The organism is uncultured Methanobrevibacter sp., from assembly GCF_902774605.1.
Classification (GTDB): domain Archaea; phylum Methanobacteriota; class Methanobacteria; order Methanobacteriales; family Methanobacteriaceae; genus Methanocatella.
The window spans coordinates 1-19,246 of sequence record NZ_CACYJE010000034.1 but is presented as its reverse complement, the minus strand read 5'-3'; the positions used below and the strand labels follow the sequence as shown (position 1 = coordinate 19,246).

22 protein-coding genes are annotated in these 19,246 nt (G+C 40.7%); 16 read left to right on the top strand and 6 right to left on the bottom strand.

Annotated features, from left to right (window positions below):
- Nucleotides 1-243 precede the first annotated feature (243 nt).
- From QZU77_RS07250 to QZU77_RS07235, 4 genes are all read left to right on the top strand, one after another.
- Entirely contained in the window at nucleotides 244-1,041 is a 798-nt protein-coding gene (locus QZU77_RS07250) for a class II glutamine amidotransferase (protein WP_295602236.1), read from the top strand.
- Entirely contained in the window at nucleotides 1,034-2,434 is a 1,401-nt protein-coding gene (locus tag QZU77_RS07245; protein WP_295602233.1) for a hypothetical protein, read from the top strand. The genes QZU77_RS07250 and QZU77_RS07245 overlap by 8 nt, the downstream gene beginning before the upstream one ends.
- Before the next feature lie 42 nt (nucleotides 2,435-2,476).
- Nucleotides 2,477-3,865 (top strand): glutamate--cysteine ligase, encoded by a 1,389-nt coding sequence (locus QZU77_RS07240; RefSeq protein ID WP_295602231.1) that lies wholly within the window; start codon nucleotides 2,477-2,479, stop codon nucleotides 3,863-3,865.
- 172 nt (nucleotides 3,866-4,037) lie between these two features.
- The gene (locus QZU77_RS07235) at nucleotides 4,038-5,012 is read left to right on the top strand and encodes an ABC transporter substrate-binding protein (protein WP_295602228.1); all 975 of its coding nucleotides are present in this window, start codon (nucleotides 4,038-4,040) and stop codon (nucleotides 5,010-5,012) included.
- A gap of 38 nt (nucleotides 5,013-5,050) precedes the next feature.
- Here QZU77_RS07235 and QZU77_RS07230 read toward each other — a convergent pair whose 3' ends face one another.
- From QZU77_RS07230 to acs, 3 genes are all read right to left on the bottom strand, one after another.
- Nucleotides 5,051-5,659, bottom strand: coding sequence for a DUF447 domain-containing protein (locus tag QZU77_RS07230; protein ID WP_295602225.1), 609 nt, complete (start codon nucleotides 5,657-5,659; stop codon nucleotides 5,051-5,053).
- On the bottom strand, nucleotides 5,656-6,015 hold the full coding sequence (locus tag QZU77_RS07225; RefSeq protein WP_295602222.1) for a hypothetical protein: 360 nt from the start codon (nucleotides 6,013-6,015) through the stop codon (nucleotides 5,656-5,658). Before QZU77_RS07225 ends, QZU77_RS07230 begins: the two co-directional genes overlap by 4 nt.
- 64 nt (nucleotides 6,016-6,079) lie before the next feature.
- The gene (gene acs / locus QZU77_RS07220; protein WP_295602220.1) at nucleotides 6,080-8,176 is read right to left on the bottom strand and encodes an acetate--CoA ligase alpha subunit; all 2,097 of its coding nucleotides are present in this window, start codon (nucleotides 8,174-8,176) and stop codon (nucleotides 6,080-6,082) included.
- 292 nt (nucleotides 8,177-8,468) lie between these two features.
- Between acs and QZU77_RS07215 the strand changes: the two genes are divergently transcribed.
- Nucleotides 8,469-9,389, top strand: coding sequence for a DUF2121 domain-containing protein (locus QZU77_RS07215; protein WP_295602217.1), 921 nt, complete (start codon nucleotides 8,469-8,471; stop codon nucleotides 9,387-9,389).
- Between the two features lie 13 nt (nucleotides 9,390-9,402).
- The gene (locus tag QZU77_RS07210) at nucleotides 9,403-10,329 is read left to right on the top strand and encodes an MBL fold metallo-hydrolase (RefSeq protein ID WP_295602214.1); all 927 of its coding nucleotides are present in this window, start codon (nucleotides 9,403-9,405) and stop codon (nucleotides 10,327-10,329) included.
- Here the strand turns inward: QZU77_RS07210 and aroC are convergent, their stop codons facing one another.
- The 3 genes from aroC to QZU77_RS07195 are packed head-to-tail and all read right to left on the bottom strand — an operon-like array spanning nucleotide 10,330 to nucleotide 12,615.
- Nucleotides 10,330-11,427: a chorismate synthase gene (aroC, locus tag QZU77_RS07205; protein ID WP_295602211.1), complete on the bottom strand. Its 1,098-nt coding sequence runs from the start codon at nucleotides 11,425-11,427 to the stop codon at nucleotides 10,330-10,332.
- Nucleotides 11,428-11,476: 49 nt separating this feature from the next.
- Entirely contained in the window at nucleotides 11,477-12,121 is a 645-nt protein-coding gene (locus tag QZU77_RS07200) for a hypothetical protein (RefSeq protein ID WP_295602208.1), read from the bottom strand.
- 8 nt (nucleotides 12,122-12,129) lie between these two features.
- Nucleotides 12,130-12,615, bottom strand: a complete 486-nt coding sequence (locus QZU77_RS07195; protein ID WP_295602205.1) for a DUF6932 family protein — start codon at nucleotides 12,613-12,615, stop codon at nucleotides 12,130-12,132.
- 215 nt (nucleotides 12,616-12,830) lie between these two features.
- On the opposite strand from QZU77_RS07195, the gene hemB reads away from it, so the two are divergent.
- The 10 genes from hemB to QZU77_RS07145 all read left to right on the top strand — a co-directional run.
- Entirely contained in the window at nucleotides 12,831-13,835 is a 1,005-nt protein-coding gene (gene hemB, locus QZU77_RS07190) for a porphobilinogen synthase (RefSeq protein WP_295602201.1), read from the top strand.
- Entirely contained in the window at nucleotides 13,832-14,710 is an 879-nt protein-coding gene (locus QZU77_RS07185) for a triphosphoribosyl-dephospho-CoA synthase (RefSeq protein ID WP_295602198.1), read from the top strand. Before hemB ends, QZU77_RS07185 begins: the two co-directional genes overlap by 4 nt.
- A 116-nt stretch (nucleotides 14,711-14,826) precedes the next feature.
- Nucleotides 14,827-15,444 (top strand): TetR/AcrR family transcriptional regulator, encoded by a 618-nt coding sequence (locus QZU77_RS07180; protein WP_295602196.1) that lies wholly within the window; start codon nucleotides 14,827-14,829, stop codon nucleotides 15,442-15,444.
- Nucleotides 15,444-15,776 (top strand): GNAT family N-acetyltransferase, encoded by a 333-nt coding sequence (locus QZU77_RS07175; protein WP_295602193.1) that lies wholly within the window; start codon nucleotides 15,444-15,446, stop codon nucleotides 15,774-15,776. The genes QZU77_RS07180 and QZU77_RS07175 overlap by 1 nt, the downstream gene beginning before the upstream one ends.
- A 126-nt stretch (nucleotides 15,777-15,902) precedes the next feature.
- Complete coding sequence (locus tag QZU77_RS07170; protein WP_295602189.1) at nucleotides 15,903-16,061, top strand: hypothetical protein; 159 nt, start codon at nucleotides 15,903-15,905, stop codon at nucleotides 16,059-16,061.
- 2 nt (nucleotides 16,062-16,063) lie between these two features.
- Nucleotides 16,064-16,795: a flavodoxin family protein gene (locus QZU77_RS07165; protein WP_295602186.1), complete on the top strand. Its 732-nt coding sequence runs from the start codon at nucleotides 16,064-16,066 to the stop codon at nucleotides 16,793-16,795.
- Between the two features lie 128 nt (nucleotides 16,796-16,923).
- Entirely contained in the window at nucleotides 16,924-17,307 is a 384-nt protein-coding gene (locus QZU77_RS07160; protein WP_295602183.1) for a putative zinc-binding protein, read from the top strand.
- 135 nt (nucleotides 17,308-17,442) lie between these two features.
- Complete coding sequence (locus tag QZU77_RS07155) at nucleotides 17,443-18,456, top strand: tetratricopeptide repeat protein (protein ID WP_295602180.1); 1,014 nt, start codon at nucleotides 17,443-17,445, stop codon at nucleotides 18,454-18,456.
- A 53-nt stretch (nucleotides 18,457-18,509) separates the two neighbouring features.
- Nucleotides 18,510-18,632, top strand: coding sequence for a hypothetical protein (locus QZU77_RS07150; protein ID WP_295602177.1), 123 nt, complete (start codon nucleotides 18,510-18,512; stop codon nucleotides 18,630-18,632).
- A 186-nt stretch (nucleotides 18,633-18,818) separates the two neighbouring features.
- A partial coding sequence (locus QZU77_RS07145) for a winged helix-turn-helix domain-containing protein (protein ID WP_295602175.1) occupies nucleotides 18,819-19,246 on the top strand: 428 nt, incomplete at its 3' end.

The window sequence follows — 19,246 nt, the reverse complement described above, 5'->3', positions numbered from 1 at the left end:
CGTTGGAACATGGAAAGTGAAGAAATCCATGCTCAAGAAGCTTAAGGTTAATAAAAAATACAAATACGCTGTATCTTACGGCAAGGACACCTTGACTAAAAAACTGATCATTAGGAAATAGGGGGTTTCACCCTCTATTTTAAATACTTTTTTTAGCAATATATTTATATACTATAATCCATATAACATATGTTATTACAATTATAACAATTGTGATAAACCAATTATGGGAGGTAATATGATATGTGTGAAATATTCTGTTTTAATTCAAATACGCCAAAACAAGTAAATGAATGCCTTGAATGCTTTTATGATCACTCAGAAGAGCATCCTCACGGATGGGGATTGGCTACAATGCAATCTGATGAATTTGTTATACAAAAAGAGCCTATAAAAGCAGCATGCAGTCAACACTTAAAAGACATATTGTCCAATCCCATCGTTGGAAAGAACATATTCGCTCACATCAGGCTGGCTACTGTAGGTGAAATCATATCTCCCAATTGCCACCCCTTCATAGAAGCCGATGACAACAACCGATCATGGATGTTGATTCATAACGGAACCATTTTCGACTATCCCGAACTCGACAAGTACAGGGACAAGGAAAACGGGGACACTGATTCCGAGCGAATATTACTATATATAATCGACAAGATCAACGAATTCGAAAACGCAAAAGGCGCTCCGGCAACAATTAAGGAACGCTTCAGCCTACTTACAGAAATACTATCAGACTTATCAAAAAACAACAAGCTGAACATAATGATCTACGACGGCGATTTGACCTACATCCACTCGAACATGAGAAAATCCCTATACTACCTCAAAAGCGACGACGGATTTCTAGTCGCATCCACTCCGGTCAACGATGACGACGGCTGGATGGAAGTCGAGCTGAACAAGGTCTTCGCCCTTATAGACGGAAACATCATATTCGAAAGCGAAGCACATGACAATGAATTCGTATTCACAGAATACCATGAAAAGCTCATGGAGGAATACTTAAAATCACTAAACCCGGATGATGCTGATGATTGATGAGGAAATAATCAGAAACAAGCTATACTCAGAGTTCATAAAACCAACCAACCAGGACAAGAACTACATTGGAATAGAAATAGAAATTCCAATCATTAACCTTGACAAGAAGGCAGTTGACTTCAACACTGTGCATGAAATCACCGGCAGGTTCCAAAGGCAATATTCCGACTTCAAGGTTGACGGAACAGACTATGACGGCAACGTCTTTGCACTGAAGGACCCTAAAACAGACGATATAGTATGCTATGACTGCTCCTACAACAACATCGAGTTTGCAATGGGCAGGGAAAAGGAACTCTTCACGATACATGAAAGGTTCACAGAGTACTACTCATTCGTCAAGGAAGCCTTCGAGGAGCACAACCATACCCTGACAGGAATGGGGATAAACCCATACAGGAAATACAATGTCAACGAGCCGATACCTTCAGAAAGGTACCTGATGCTCTATCATCACTTGAAATCAGTCAATAATTATAGTGATGTTCCGATGCACTTCCACAAGTACCCGGAATATGGAATGTTCTCATCCGCATCACAGGTGCAGCTGGACGTGAACAGGCAAAACCTCGTCCAAACGATTAACGTATTCTCAAAAATCGAGCCTATCAAGGCATTATTGTTTTCAAACTCCGTATTGTATGGTGAAAATGATAGATACACCTGCTTCAGGGATGCATTATGGGAATACTCCACTCATGGAGTGAACCCGCACAACATCGGAGTCTACGACGTCGAATTTAAGGACATCAATGACCTTCAATCATACCTGGAATCATTGAACATGTACTGTGTAATGCGCGATGGCGCCTACATCAACTTCCCGTCAATGAACCTTCTCGAATACTTCTCAAGGGATTACGTTCGAGGTGAAATCTACTGCAGGGGCAGGTACCGCGAGATTGACATCCGCCCATGCGTAAATGACATTAAGTATTTAAGGCCATTCAAGTTCATCAACCTGACATTCAGGGGAACCGTTGAGTTCAGAAGCATCTGCACACAGCCGATAAGGGATTCCATGAGCGTTGCGGCATTCCACCTCGGACTGAAGGACAAGCTGGATGAGCTTGAGGAAATCATGAACAATGATGAGGTCATCTATCATAACGGGTACACTGCAGGGGAACTCAGAAAACTGCTGATACAGAATAGAGTGCCCGAGTTCATTGACGAGGCTGAATTGTGCAAACTGACAAGAAGCATAGTTGACCTTGCAGGCGAAGGCCTTGGGCAAAGGGGCATCGGTGAGGAAATATTTTTAAAGCCATTATACGAAAGAATCAAAAATCATTCAAATCCCGGAAAACACCTTATTGAATCTATTCAAAATGGAGTAAATATTGAAGAATTAATTAGGGATTATGGCAAACTTGACATAACAATTTAATATTGGGTGAAAACAAATAGATTATTTAAGTGTGGGATTAGAATGATTTTAAAAAATTTATCAACAATACCAGCCAATGAAATCTTTGCAGGCTCATTTGGAATAGAATGGGAAAGCCTACGGGCAAAAGGTGAAGGTGAACTGTCACTGACACCGCACCCTGCAATCTTTGGCGACAAATTAACCAATCCAGTAGTCACAACTGACTTTTCAGAAAGCCAGATTGAAATCATCACACCTACATTCAACACCTTGGATGAGGCGTTTGACGCGTTCTCATTGTTGGCGGATCTCGTAAACTCTTCACTTCCCGAAGATGAGTACCTGTGGTTCCAGTCCATACCCTGCATCCTTCCGTATTGGGATAAGATTCCAATAGCCCAGTACACTGAGGAGGGGGAGGATTCACAGAAGTACCGTGAGGAACTGGCCAAGAAGTACGGAGTCAAAAAGCAGATGATTTCAGGAGTCCATTTTAACTTCTCATTCACCGACGAGTTTCTAGAAAAGCTCTATCAAATCGAGGAGTATGATGCTCCGTTCCAGGAGTTCAAAAACGAGGTGTACCTAAAGATTACACGCAATTACATTCGCTACTGCTGGCTGATCATCTATCTGACAGGCTGTTCAATAGGTTCCCACAATACATTCTCCAATGACTGCATTCACCTGATGGATGCCAAGGATGATTATGGAAGCTATTATTCCACAAGAGGGCCTTCATTCAGGAACGCATCATGCGGTTACAAGAACCTGAAGGAACTCTACCCTTCATACGCTTCAGTCGATGCATTCACAGGTGATGTTAGAAAGTTCATAGAAAATGATGACTTGTCAGAGGCCAAGGAACTGTACACTCAAATCAGATTGAAGCCCAAAAACCCTAAAGACCTTCTCAATTCCCTGGAAAATGATGGCATAGAGTATATTGAAATCAGGACACTCGACATCAATCCGTTCTACCAGTGCGGTCTTGTGAGGCATGACATGAATTTCCTGCATCTGTTTTTAATATATATGCTGGTTAAAAAGGAGTCCGACTATCCTTTATGGCAGGAGGAAGCCAAGATCAATGAGGAGAACACTGCAGAGAAGGCATATGTCGATTCGATGAGATTGCTTCGCGATGGCGAGGAGGTCACTCTCAAGTCTTGGGCTGCGGATATAATCAATGAGATGTATGGAATGTGCGAGGTATTGGGAATCAATGAGGATGCCACCTTGAAACTGATGCTTGACCGCATAGCCAACCCGGATTTGACCTACGGCAAGAGATTATTGAAGTTGATTAGGGATGACGGCTATATCAACACTCACATGATTCTCTCCAAGAACAATAAGCGCACCAGCATCAACAATTTAAAAAATATTGGCACTGAAAAATGCAGTGAATTAAGAAAATATGTGGATCTTGCACTGGTGGGCAGATAACCCCCATCGTGTTTATTATTTTTTACAATAACCTTTAAATATTTTGGAAATAATAATAAGATTAGGGATTCAATATAACAATTGTTAACTTACCTTTAAAAAGTAATATATTTATATTACACTCTTTAAAGTTACTATTGTAATTAAGTTAATTAATTAACGGTGATTATAAATGAATAAGAAAATTACATTTGTTTTAGTGTTGGCATTAGCAGCATTCCTTGTAATGGGATCAGCTAGTGCAGGACTCTTCGACTTTTTAGGAGGAGGCTCCAGCGACACAGTTAAAATCGGATACTTACCATCCGACCACGACGCAGCATTATTTGTTGCAGACGCACAAGGTTTATACAAAGACAAGAACATCACCACCGAACTGGTTCAGTTCAACAATGGTGGGGACTTAATGACTGCAATGGCTAGTGGAGACGTAGATGTAGGATATGTTGGAATTGCTCCAGTACTATCATCCATATCAGCCGGCGTGCCGGTTAAAATTATTTCCGCAGCACAAACAGAAGGCAGTGGAATAATCGTAAACGACCAAGCGGGCATCAACGATGCACAAAGCCTAAAAGGAAAAACAATCGCAACTCCAGGTGACGCATCCATTCAACATGTGCTTCTTGCATCATACTTGAAAGACAATGGAATGTCCCTTGATGACATCAACGAATCTGCAATGAAAGTGCCATCAATCAACGATGCATTGAAAACAGGCAACCTTCCAGCAGCAATCACATTCCAGCCTTATGTAAGCCTAGGAACAACCGATGACGGAATCAAGGAATTGGTCGACTCATCAGAAATCCTACCAGGCCACCCATGCTGTGTAGTTGTTGCATCCGATGACTTCCTCAAAAACCATAAGGACACTGCAAAAGACATTGTAGATATCCATAAAAACGCAACAGACTTCATCAACGAAAAAGTCTCATCAGGCAAAACCGCTGAGGTTGTAAAGTTACTGCCTGAAGACATTGTTGCTGACCCTGCTGCAGAAGCAGATTCCCTTCAAAGCTTCCCATTCATATCAGGTTTAGACATGCTTTACAAAGCTGATGTGGATGCTTTCCAAGATTTGGAAGTTGACCTTGGAATCTTAAACGAAACAATTCCTCAGGAAAACCTATACTGGGAAGCATAGTTAAAATTAACTATGCTTTAATTTATTTTTTTTTAAAATCAGTATTTTTCATATTCGGCCTTCAAATCGGCCATTGCTTTTCGTGTTTTCTCATCAGACACCTTGTCGATGATTCTCTTGTTTTCAACCAGCCTGTCCATGTACTCCTTTCTTTTCTCATCATCAACAATCTTGTACCTTGAAAAGTTGACGAGCCCCTCAATCAAGCCGGACAGGCCCCTGTTGAATGCCTGTGCATTCTCGTCATTGATGATGAATTCGCGAATCCTTCCGGTTACGAAATACAGGTTACTGTCCTTGAGGGTCTTTTTCTCGACATCAACAACATCCACGATAATGTAAGCTGGAGTGTTTTTAATGATGGCAATGTCATCATCACTAGTGAAATATTCATCGCCTAGGCAATCTAGTGTAACATATGTGAAAACCAACGGATCTTGAGTGATGTTAACTACATACTCCCTAGTATCCAACATGTTTTTTAAGGTTTTCGAACCTTCAAAGATGCTGCTGAAAACCATATCCTCGCCAAGATACCTGAACGCAAAGGCTCCGGCATTCTTCACGCCGTCACGGTTAATTGTTGTTGTGATGCACTCATACTGAATATCCTTTTCAATGCCGACTTTGCCAAAATCATGATTCATTCTACAGCCTCATTTGGATTAAAGCCGTCAGCTATCTTATTCAGATTCATGAAAACATTAACCAAATCACGTAAACAATCTTCAAGTTCGGGATTGTCAATTCCTCCCAACACCTCAATGTACTGTGGGAAAGTCTGCTTTCCGTTCTGAAAAAACAAATGATACTCGTTGAGATTGACCTCTTCCTGGTTCAAGTCATCAACAATGTCCTTATACAGCTTATTCAAATCACGGAAACTGTCATTAAACAATTCCTTGACTTGTGAAATGTCCTCTTCAGCTTCAAGCTTGGACAATGCGGAATTGATTCTGATTAAAGAAATAGTGTAGGATTCCAAATCGATTTCACCATACATGATATCACCTGGCATGGTTTAAAATTAAAAATAAAAAAAAGTGGATAATTTCTCATATGAGAAATTATAATTTGATTTTAATATCAAGAGCAGATGAACCTTCCTCGTAAACGAAGATTGGGTTAATGTCCAACTCAGTGATTTCAGGGAAGTCAAGAGTCAATCTAGCTACTCTTTTGATAGCTTGCTTAACCTCTTCCACATCACAAGGAGCTTCACCACGGTATCCTGCAAGCAATTTGGATACTTTGGTCTTGTCGATTTGCTCATCGATTTCCTGTGAGCTCATGCCTTTAGCAAGGTTGAATGCAACATCCTCAATGAGGTTAACGTAGATTCCACCCATACCGAATGCAATCATAGGACCGAATTGTTTGTCCTTAATCATACCGACAATTACTTCTTCACCGGAATCCATCATCTTCTGCACTTCAACACCGTCAGGGATGATGTCAGGATGTGCTGCTTTAGCGTTAGCGATGATTTCATCGTATGCTGCTTTTGCCTCATCAGCGTTTTCAATGCCCACTTTAACACCGCCGATATCGGACTTGTGCAGAATCTTGTCGGATGCGATTTTAAGCACAACTGGGAATTCCATTTCCTCAGCGAGTTGTGCTGCTTCATCAGCACTGGTTGACAATTTGATTGGTGCTGCGGATATTCCGTAAGCTTCAGCCACAGCGTATGCTTCACTACCGAGGAGTGTGTCCCTGCCGTCAGATTTTACCTTGTCGAAGATTGCTTTTACAGCATCCTTGTCAACGTCATCGACTTTCTCAATGACATCATCATATACTCTGTCTTCTAGCTTGGAGTATCTTGTCATTGCTTCAAGTGCGGTTACTGCGGTTTCAGGGAATACGTAGGTTGGCACTCCGTTTGCTCTTAAAGCTTCATTTGCAGCTTCAAAGGATGGGCCTCCCATGTTTACCACGATGATTGGCTTGTTGAATTCTTTTCTTTCCTCAAGGATTGCATTAGCGATTCCGTCCGGATCAGCGGATGCTGTTGGACATACCATTACGATTAAACTGTCAACATCCTCGTAGCCTAAAACAAGCTCTAATGATTCTTTGTATCTGCTTACCGGTGCATCTCCCAGTACGTCGATAGGGTTTTTGGCACTTCCCTCTTCTGTTACGCATTCTTTCAGTTTGGCTGTGGTTTCCTCATCGAATTGGACAAGGTTCAAACCTGCCTTTTCCATTGCGTCCACGGTCAGTACTCCTCCACCGCCAGCGTTGGTAATGATTGCAACGTTGTCTCCTTTTGGCAGTGGTGCCTTGGAGAATGCTAAACCGAGGTCGAAGAGTTCAGCCATGGTTTCAACACGCATGATTCCGGATTGGTGGAATGCTGTGTCGAATGCAAGGTCACTTCCAGCCAATGCACCTGTGTGTGATGATGCGGCTGCTGCTCCTGCGCTGCTTGAACCTGATTTGAGGATGATAATCGGTTTTTTGCGTGCGGTTTCCCTCATGGTTCTTACGAAGTCCTCATCGTCTGAAATTGATTCGAGGTAACAAATGATTACATTGGTCTCATCGTCTTCTGCTAAATATTGAAGTAATTCTATTTCGGTTACTCCTGCCTTGTTACCTAAACTGATTACTTTACTGAAGCCTATTCCTGATGTTACACTCCAGTCGATGATTGCCACCATCATTGCTCCACTCTGTGAGATGAATGCAATGTTTCCTGTTGGAGGCATCATTTGTGAAAATGATCCGTTTAAAGGAGTGTGGGAATCGGTTATTCCTAAACTGTTTGGTCCAATAATGTTTATTCCATATTCTTCACCGAGAGCGGTTAATTCAGCTTCCAATTTGGCTCCTTCTTCACCTACTTCCTTGAATCCTGCGGTGATAACCACCATGTTTTCAATGCCCACTTCGCCACATTCCTTGACTGCTGTGTTTACGAATGGGGAAGGGATAGTAATGATTACTAAATCAACTTTTCCAGGTACATCTTTTATATTTGCGTAAGCTGTTTTTCCGAGTATTTCTCCACCTTTTGGGTTTACAGGATAGATTTCGCCTTTAAATCCATCATTGATAAGATTATCAACAATAATGTATCCTACTTTTCCAGGGGTATTGGATGCTCCAATAACAGCTACTGATTCAGGTTTAAACATCTTATTGAGATCTTTCATAAGTTTTTCTCCTGTTGTTTTTATATTGTCATGTTAATTTATGATGATAAATAATTAACATTTAATATAATTATATTTATTGTTATATTCTTATTTAAACATATTGTTTAAACATTCACACGACTTGAAATTTTATTTAAAAACATTTACTTCTTTATTTTATTTCAATTTAAACTATGCATTTTTTTTAACAATTCAGTTAAACTATATAATGTATGATTATCATAAATATAAATAATTATTAAATTAGTTGATATTTTAATTATTAAAATATCAGTATTCGAGAGATATTATGAGCTTGATTATTGCTTATGTTGGAAAAAAAGGATGTGTAATGGCGAGTGATAAAAGAAAGATAGGATATTTCGGTGATAAAGAGAATTTAAGAATATTAGAAAACGAATTATATAGTGGAAAACTTGCAACAGATGATGAATTCCTTGCAAGGGCAGAAGAATTGAGCATTTCAATTAAGATAACGGATGACGCCACCAAATTGAAAAAGGTAGGAAACACCATTAGGGGCGAGGTAAGCACTAAAGGAACATTTGAAACAAGAAGAAGGCGCATTTACGGAACCACTAATGGCTATCAGATGCTTAAATTGCTCGGTTCAGAGACTGAAAAGAGAAATGCTGGCAAAAGCGGACTTATCATTTTCGGTAATGATTTTGCAAAACGAATGGCTGAAACATTAATCCAGAGGAAATGGAAAGCATCCCTAAGCCTGAGGTACATGGGAGAAATTTTCCAATCAATAGTTGAGGAGGTCGCTTCCAAAACCCCTACTGTCGGAAAGAAGGTTGACGTGATGATGCAGCAGCCAAAATACAATGAGTCAGAAGCCCAAAAGCACTTGAACATTACTATTGACCATGACATCAAGGTCCTCACCAAGTTCAGGCAGGAGCTGACAGAAAAGCTGGTTCAGCAAAACATTGCAATTGACATGGCCAATAAGATAATCGACAAGGGGGAAGTCGGAAAAGTCGTCAATATAGATGGCAATATGGTCTACGTTCAACTGAACAGCAAGACTCAGGCAATGGATGGGAACTGGAAACAATTGGCCGCTCCGGGACAGAATGTTTTAATGTTCACTGAAAGTGATAACGTGAAGATAGGAGATAAAGTTATCATTGAAAATGAGGATTTATGCCTTAAGAAAGATAAATCTTCACTCAAATGCGATATAATTTTATGCTCATTATGACGTGGGGATTTAAATGAAAATAACCTTTTTAGGAAGTGGCGGTGGAAGATTCTCCGCCATCAGTCAAAGAAGAATGACTGGAGGGTTCAGGATTGATAATATCGGAGGAAAGAATTATCACATCGACCCGGGTCCAGGAGCGCTGATCAGGACATACCAATTCGGATTCGACCCTCGAAACCTAAGCGGCGTGATAGTGTCACACTCACACACCGACCACTATAACGATGCTGAAATACTCATCGAGGCAATGACCAAGGGAATGACCAGGGAATACGGCACAATCGTGGGTAGCCAAAGCGTGCTCGAGGGATATGAGCGATGGGGTCCCTGCATTTCAAGCTACCACAAGTCCAAGTCAGACAAGATAGTCCTCCAGCCCGACAAATGGGCGCAATTGGACAACATCAAAATCAAGGGTACAAGAACCTCTCATGGAGACCCTACAGGCACTGGATTCCAGATGGACTACAACGGATTCAAGGTGTCATACACTTCAGACACCGGGTACTTTGAAGGATTGGCCGATGAGCACAAGGGCGCAGACATACTCATTGCAAGCGTGCTGAGGCCGGGAAACCGTTCAATCAACGGGCACATGTGCTCACGCAATTTCATCGACCTGATAAATGAGGTGGAGCCGCAAGTGGCCGTCATGACTCATTTGGGTCTTAAGATGATTTCAAGCAATCCCGTTACTGAGGCAAAAAAAGTGTCCAAGAACACCGGCGTCAAGACAATCGCAGCCTATGACGGGCTGTCATTCAATGTCAACTACAATAATCCGAAACGCTTCCGATTGATTTCACTCAAGGACGTGCAGTCATCAATACACAGCACCTATCATACGTTATATGATAGTGAACGCAAGAACACTTACCAGTTGGCGTTTAAAAATAAGGAATTTGATGAAGTCTCCATTATAAAAAGGAGACAATAATTATTTTTTTTCAAGATTGTTCGGATGAATGAACCCTGAACGAATCATATGGTCTGCAAGAACAATTGCAGTGCTTGATTCCGCAACAACTGTTACTCTAGGACAGATGCAGGGGTCATGTCGTCCTTTAATTTCTATTTTTTCATTTTCCATTCTTTCCAGGTTCACGCTGTCCTGGCATTTGGAAATGGATGGGGTTGGCTTTACTGCAATCCGTGACACTATTGGCATTCCATTGCTCATGCCCCCGATGATTCCTCCGGAATTGTTGCTTTTGGTGATGACTTTATCGTCTTCAATTTGAAAAGCATCGTTTATTTCACTGCAGGTATGGTTCACCACATCAAATCCAAGGCCGATTTCAACACCCTTGACCGCACCGATATTCATCAGTATCCTTGCAAGGTCGCCATCGAGCCTTTCAAATACTGGTTCACCAAGACCTTCAGGAACTCCAATAGCAATGGTTTCAACAATGCCTCCAACAGAGTCTCCTTCCTGCTTTTTAGTTAAAATAAGTTCTTCCATTTCAGCGGCTGCTTTCAAGTCGGCGCACCTTACAGGATTTTTATCAATGTTTTCCTTAATGGCTTTGAAGTCCTGTGGCTCTGCTTTAACGTCACCTATCTGAGTGACATGGGAGATGATTTCAATGTCTTGTGTTTTTAAAAGTTTCTTGGCTATTGCGCCGCCGATTACATGTCCGATGGTGACTCTTCCGCTTCCACGGCCTCCTCCATTGTAGTCGTAGTTGCCGTACTTCATCATCCAACCGTAATCTCCATGGGATGGGCGTGGAGTGTTCTTGAACATTGAATAGTCCTTTGATTTCTGATTCTTGTTAAATACAACGCCGGTTATTGGTGTTCCATCGGTTTTGCCTTCAAATATTCCTGATAGGATTTGAACCTCATCATCCTCTTTTCTTGGAGTGGTTACGCTGCTTGTTCCGGGTTTTCTTTTATCAAGTTCCTTTTGAATGTCTTCAATGCTTAGTTCAAGATTGGCTGGGCATCCGTCAACAATGGCGCCCACTGCCTTTCCGTGACTTGATCCGAATGTTGTTATTTGAAATTTTTCTCCAATTGAATTTGACATTTACTGGCCTCTTTTAGGTAATTGGTGTAATGTTTGTAGTTTAACATTATTATATGTTTAAATTTTGGCAGATGTTCCTGCACTGTTCAAGAGTCAGGCCTGCCTTCAATGTGCCTTTTTCAGTATCTAATGTGAAATCAACTTCATTTTTCACGATTTCTCCTATGAATTCCTTATACTTGCGCAATCCTTCAATATCCTCACTGCCTGCTTCCTTTTTTAACTTTTCAACATCGTCTCCGCATTCGATAAACTTGAATAGTTTCAACAGTCCTTTTTTGCGGGGGGAGAGTCTTTTGACGTCATCATCAGTTGGGTTTTTGAAGCCAAACTGGATTTTGTATGATCCTTCAGAGATGCTTTTTACTTTCAACTCATCAAAATCCCTAGCCAATAAGTGTCCTGTTTCATTGAATTTATAACTTAACTTGTATAAATTATGTATTGTTGCACCGTTTTCTAAGGATTTTCCATTCAGATGCAGGTAAATGTCAGTCAATTCATGGACATACTCTTCTCTTTCTTGAAAAATTATATCATAGACAATTTTCAGGGTCTTGTAGTTTCCAGCATACCCTAATCTTTCGGGGTGCTCTTTAATGTAAGCTTCCATTTTAGTTAATAGATTTTCCATTTTTGTTATTTCTCTATCGTAATCCTCGAGTGTTACGAGTTTAATTGGTTCAAGTTCCATTTCATCACCTAATTTTTTAGTTTCACAATTCCTTTAGGATTTTTTGTTTCTTTATTTCTTCCAAAAATCATAATTAATGTCATTGACTTTAATTCTAAGTAGTCTTCATATTCTTCTTGATATGATTTGGGATATTTGTAAACCATGAATGAATGGCAAGTGTTATATGTTCTTAGAGGCGCGTTATAGATTAAGTCTTCAATAAGTGGTTTATCATCATTTTGATCAATTTTAACACCATCAAATTCGGTGAAAGTGTCAATATCATTTGGATTTTCTTTAGAGGTTACATAACTCCCATCAATCCAATGATTTAGATAGTAAGGGGAGCTTGTTATTTGTTTTATGTGCTCCTTGTAGTATTTCATGATTTCCTGTCGTCTTAATGATTTGTCTTTTGAAAATATTTCCTCAAATTCATCTAGGGTCATTTCATAAACTCCAAAAGGCAGACATCCCTCATCATTGAAACCGTTAAATTTTTTCTTTTGCATATTATCACTTGAAAATTTAACAGGCGCCTGATTGATTATTATCTTTCATTCGGATTATATATAAAGTTTTTTCCAAATATATTCCAAATCTTTCCCAAATTTCTTTAAACTTCATTACATATTGAGTATATTAATTTTACAATATTGTATGATTTTTGTTATCTAAATGTTAAATTTATATTCTTTTAAATTAAAATTAATAATTAAGTGATATTATGGAATTTCCAACTACAAGAATGAGAAGATTAAGGAAAAATGCTAAAATAAGAAATATCGTTCGTGAAACCAAACTTGAAAAAGATGATTTGATCTATCCAATCTATTTTAAGGAAGAACTCACTGGCGATGAGAAAGAGGAAATCTCATCACTCCCCGGGGAATACAGGTATTCCCTGGACAGTGGAGTTGAGTTTGCAAAGAAACTGGAAGCTAAAGGATTGAAATCAATCATTGTATTTGGAATTCCAAAAGAAGAGACAAAGGATGAGATAGCATCACCGGACTACTCCGCAACAGGAATAGTCCAAAAGGCGGTGAGGAGACTTAAAAAGGAAACAGACCTGGTTGTCATAACCGACGTGTGCCTCTGCCAGTACACTTCCCACGGCCACTGCGGAATGATTGCTGAAAACGACGACACTGATGACGGAATAGAAATACTCAACGATGAAACATTGCCATACATTGCCAAGGTTGCAGTTTCACACGCCGAAGCCGGAGCCGATATCGTGGCGCCGTCAGACATGATGGACGGAAGGGTGGGCGCTATCCGGCAGGCCCTTGATGATGAAGGCTACACCAACGTCATGATAATGTCCTATTCAGCGAAATACGCTTCAGCATTCTACGAACCATTCAGGGTAGCGGCATGCTCATCCCCTCATGCAGGTGACAGGAAATCCTACCAGATGGATCCGGCCAATGCAGTTGAGGCAATCCGTGAATGCGAACTCGACGTTATTGAAGGATGCGACTTCCTGATGGTTAAGCCAGCATTGCCTTACCTTGATGTTGTAAGGATGGTTCGTGACGAGTTCATGCTCCCATTGGTTGCATACAACGTCAGCGGAGAATACTCAATGCTCATGGCAGCCATTGAAAAGGGCTACTTGACTGAAAGAGCCATAACCGAGTCATTATTATCCATTAAACGTGCCGGAGCCGATTTAATAATCACCAACTTCGCACCATACCTATTATTGAACGATGTGATAGAATGAATCCTAATGAAATAGCAAAAATCGCCCAGATAGCATCAGCACTTGAAGTGAGCGGATACCCGAAACCAGGCAACGTTCACCGTACACGTGACTATGACGACATGGAGTTTGAGGACTTCATCATAAGTGGCATCGTAATCGGGGACACTATCCGTGAAGCATGCACTGACGTGGATGTTGAAAAACCTGAACTTGGAAAATACATCCTCCAGGCAGTGGCGGAAACCGACAGGTGGATTAAGAACAACACCAACCTTGGAATAGTCATGATGACCACACCCATAGCAGTGGCGGCATCAATCAGCGACTCATTCGATGAAATCCGTGAAAACATCAAACTGTTGATGTCAAACACCAGTGTTGACGATGCCTGTGACTTGTATGATGCAATAAACATTGCGGATGCAGGCGGAATGGGCGACCAGGACGAGTATGATGTTGCAAGCGACAATGCAAAGCAGGAGCTCAGGGACAACAATCAGACAATGTATGATGTATTGAAAATCTCAGCCCCATGGGACATGCTTGCACGCGAAATGACCTCAGACATGCCTGCAGTATTTGAGATAGGCTATCCGACCTATCATGAGCTTAAAGAGACTAAAACCAAAAATGAGGCTTGTCTTTTAACCTTCCTGACTATCCTATCCCATGTTCCGGACACCTTGATTTCAAGGAAATACGGGGATGATGAGGCATTGAAGATATCCATGATGACAAGGGATCTTCTTAAGATGAGGGATTCACCTGATTTCATGGAGACTGTACAGCAATTTGACGATTACCTGTATGAAAACAAGTACAATCCAGGAACCACTGCAGACTTGACTGCAGCATCCATTTTCGTAAGCTATTTGAAATCCAATTTCGAATAGTTTTTCCATTTTTTCTATTTTAATCATTTCAAAGGCCATTTCAGGTTATTTTTGCTTTATTTTTTCATGACTAACAACCGTTAGTTTTAAATACTTTAACTAACAAGTGTTAGTTGATGAGGACTGACAACAAGCAAAAAATTTTTGACATTTCAATAGACCTATTCTCAAGATTCGGCTACAACGGCGTTTCCATCCGCCAAATCGCCTCAAAAGTGGGAATAAAAGAAAGCTCAATATATAATCATTACAATTCCAAGGAGGCGATTCTGGACTCCATCCTAAATTATTATATTGAAAGGATGCTCGCCCAAGACATTCCCCTTGATGATGCAAGCGCAAATCTTGACGTAGGCTTTGATCATTTCTACCAGATGGGGCTCAATGCCTTCGCAATGCAGCTCAAAGACGAGAAAATGTCTAAAATCACCAGGATAATACTGATCGAGTCATATCACAATGAAAGGATAAACGATTTTCTTAAAAAAAGCATTCTGGAAGATGCAATTAAAGGCTGGATAGCCTTATTTGAATTGATGAAATCCAAAAAACTGATTCGCGAGGACGCTGATTCATTGCAGCTGGCGGAATCGTTCTACAAATACGGATTATTCCTATTATATGAGCATTACATTATCAATTTCCCTGAGGATGATGAAATCTTCGTTGAAAGGCTATGTGAAAAGTCAAAGAATCACATTGAGTTGCTGTTCGAATCGGTCAGGAGGGGATGATGCTGAAAATAAGACCTGAATGTGAAAACGATTATGTGGAAGTTGAAAACCTTGTGAGAAACGCCTTTTGGAATGTGTATCGCCCAGGAGCATATGAACATTATATCCTGCATCATTTAAGGAATGATGAGAGATTCATAAAAAAATTGGCATATGTCATAGAATGCGACGGGAAAATCGTGGGCAACATTAATTACTCAATGGGTGTCATAGAATATGATGATGGGAAAATTGATGCGGCAGTTTTAGGCCCGATTGCAGTTCATGAGGATTGTCAAGATAGGGGTTTGGGTTCAAGATTAATCAGATACACTCTGGATTTGGCAAGATAAGAGCAAATCCCCTTTGTTTTCGTCATAGGTGATGAAAACTATTATCACAGGTTCGGATTTGAAAGCGCATCAAATTATAGCATGTTTCTTGAGGGAACAGACACCCATGAGGAGTGCCCTTTTTTCATGATTCGAGTATTTGATGAAAGCAAAGTGAAAAATAAAACAGGCACATTTCACAATCCGGAAGTATTCAATGTCACTCAAGAGGATGTCGATGAGTTTGACAAGGATTTCGAGCATAAGGAAAAGCTCATCCTTGATTCACAATTGAAGGAGCTATGAAAATGAAATATCTTATAATCAACGGTTCACCAAGAAGGAAAAACACATGCAAAATCATAAGGCAGGTCAAAACAAACCTGGATGGCGAGTTTGAACAAATCAACCTGATTGAAATGCAAATCCCATTATGCATCGGATGCTACAACTGCATAGTCAAGGGCGAGGAGTACTGCCCCCATCATGATAAGGTCAAACCCATCGTTGAAAAGATCAGGTCATGCGATGGGCTGATTATTGGTTCTCCGGTTTATGCCATGAACGTCACGGCCCTTCTTAAGAACTTCCTTGACCACACGGCATATCTTTATCACCGTCCCGAATTCTTCACGAAAAAGGCATTGGTGGTGGTGTCAACGGCAGGGGCAGGTCACAAGAAGGTGTCCAAATACATTGACGAGACCCTAAGGCATTGGGGAGTGAATAATGTGTGTAAGATAGCAATGGCATGTGGAGGAAAGGAAACTCTGGAAACAGATGAAATAGATAAGGTTTCCCGTAAATTCAAAAGGGATGTTGAGTCAGGAGACTTACATGGTCCGAAATTCAATGATATAGTCTTTTATAATGTCTGGAGGGCCATGGCGGTTTCGGAAAATCCCATTGAAGTGGATAGGAAATTCTGGATTGAAAATGATTTGATCAATCATGACTTTTCCCCAATGGTTGGGATGAATGTCTTCAAAAGGCTATTCTCCAAGCTAATGTTTTTCATTTTAAGAAGGGTTATGAAGTAATAATGATATATGATTAATCATGAATATGCTTGCGCTTCAACTCAGGCCAGGGGCTTGAATGACATCTGCTATTGAAGCGATTGCTTGACTGCGCAAGGCAAATTGAACTAAACTTGGAGAGTGTTATTATGGTTGATAAGGTTGCACTGGCGCCATGCAACGGCATGAGCGCAAACGGTCTGGTGTCACGCGTTGCGGTAGGGGATTGCAGAAAGCAGAATGATGATGTAATATCAATCTGCATGGGCTCCACCTCCGCCGACATTGAGGGGAGAAATGATGAAATGCTTAGGAAGTATCCGATAGTTGCGGTTAACGGATGTCCCAACACCTGCGTCAACAAGATTCTTGAAAACAAGGGAATTGATGTGTCCGGTACGGTTGCAGTCAATGAAGTTCTAAAGGATTATCAAGTATCTGCAAAAGACCCCTTCAGATTGGATGATGAAGCCGAGGAATGTGTAAGAATAATCACTGAAGAATTGAATAAAACAATAGCTGAACTGTTGTGAATTATTCTTCAACACTTTTTTTACAAAGCCGATCACATTTGCACATGTGTGCTTTTGTGCCGAGTCGCACTTGATAAATTTATATTTATTTTCAACACCAAAACTGTTAATACAAACAGTTAAAACGGTGTTAACATGGAAATAAAAAATGAAAAACACGTAATACTTGAAAACAATCAACAGGAAGACTCAATTTTCCACCAAGTCGATGAACTGATTGGCGAAAACAAGTTGGATGATGCGCTGCTTCTACTGGATTTGATACCTGAAGGCAGTCCGAATTTTGCAAACGCACTATTTGCCAGGTCAATGATACTGACCTTTCTCGACCTGCATGATGAATCAATGGAAACCCTCAACGATTCCTTAACCACACAATTCAGCGAAAACCAACCATTTGACCCGAACGACCCTGAAGACCTCTTCGACATGGGAATCACCAACTTCTACTTCTCAGAATATGAAAAGGCAATCCGCAACTTCGACAAGTCACTGGAGATATTGCCTGACCAGAGCGAAGTCATATACTACAAGGCACTCTCACTTGGATGCATGGGTGAATACGAAAAGGCGATACGGGTAATCGACAGAGCCATTGAGCTCAAGCCTGAAAACAACAACTACTGGAATGACAAGGGTGCATTTTTGAGCGAACTCAACCATGTGGCCGCCGCCCACAAGTGCTTCAACAAGTCCATCCAGCTCAAGGAGGACTCCTACAACTGGTCGAACAAGGCAGTGCTCCACCACAAGTGCAACGACCTTGAAAGGGCATTGGAATGCTATGACAATGCAATGAAGCTCGACCCAGAGGACATCTACCCAGTAATCGGCAAGGCCAAGGTCTACATGGAGCTCAACGATTTCGACAGGGCCGAAGACTACTTTGAACTGGCCGAGCAAATCGACAACACAGACCTCGAGTACCTCACCGAAAGGGGAAAGTACATGATGCTTGCCGGTGACTATAAAAAGGCTGTCAAGCTATTCGACAAGTGCCTGAGGTACAATGATAGGCTGGCGTTCGTTTGGATGTTCAAGTCAATGGCCTTGAATGAGCTCCACCAGGAATACGATGCGGAAAAGTGCGTTGACAGGGCAGTTGAAATCGACCCGGAAATCCTCTCCAAGTTCGAGGAATTCTTCTAAAATGCTATAAGTCATGAACGATATATATTACAATCATGAATATGTGGTTATTAATGCAAGTCCTAGAAAGAGAGGAAACACTCCTAAGGGACAATCTACCGATTCCTGAAGATGAGGACATCATAATGGGAATTGCCCTAGGATATGAATCCAAAGAGCACATCAATACCTATTAATCCCCTAGATTGGATTTGGATGAGATTTTAAAAATCAATTAAACATTTTCTCATTTCAAATTTTGTCACAATTAAGAAAAATTTTCTTTTCTCATTTTTTCACTTTTTTCAACTTCCATCATTATATTTATAAATCAATTTAAACATATATTATTATATTATCAATTAATAGATTATGGTGTTTAAATGAGTGAGGATATTAAAAAAACCATTAGAGAATTACACATCTACGAAAAGAAACTTTTAAAAGAGCTTGAAGCAAATCCAAAGGCAACTCCTGAAGATATAGCTGAAAATGCAGGCATGGACATTAAATCAGTCATGAGTGCTGCAGGATCACTTGCTTCAAAGGACATAATCGAAGTGGACAAGGAAGTCCAGGAAACCTACTCACTGACTGAAGACGGTCTTGAATATGCAGAACACGGTCTTCCGGAAAGAAGAATCCTAAGGGCGCTTGCAGAGAAAAAAGAAATCAGCATGAAGGACTTGTCAGCCGAAACAGGTTTGGATAAGAAAGAGGCAAACATCGCACTCGGATGGCTGCGCCGTAAAAACTGGGCTCAAATAGATAAGGGAGTATTGAACATCACCGATATCGGATTGGACTTTGC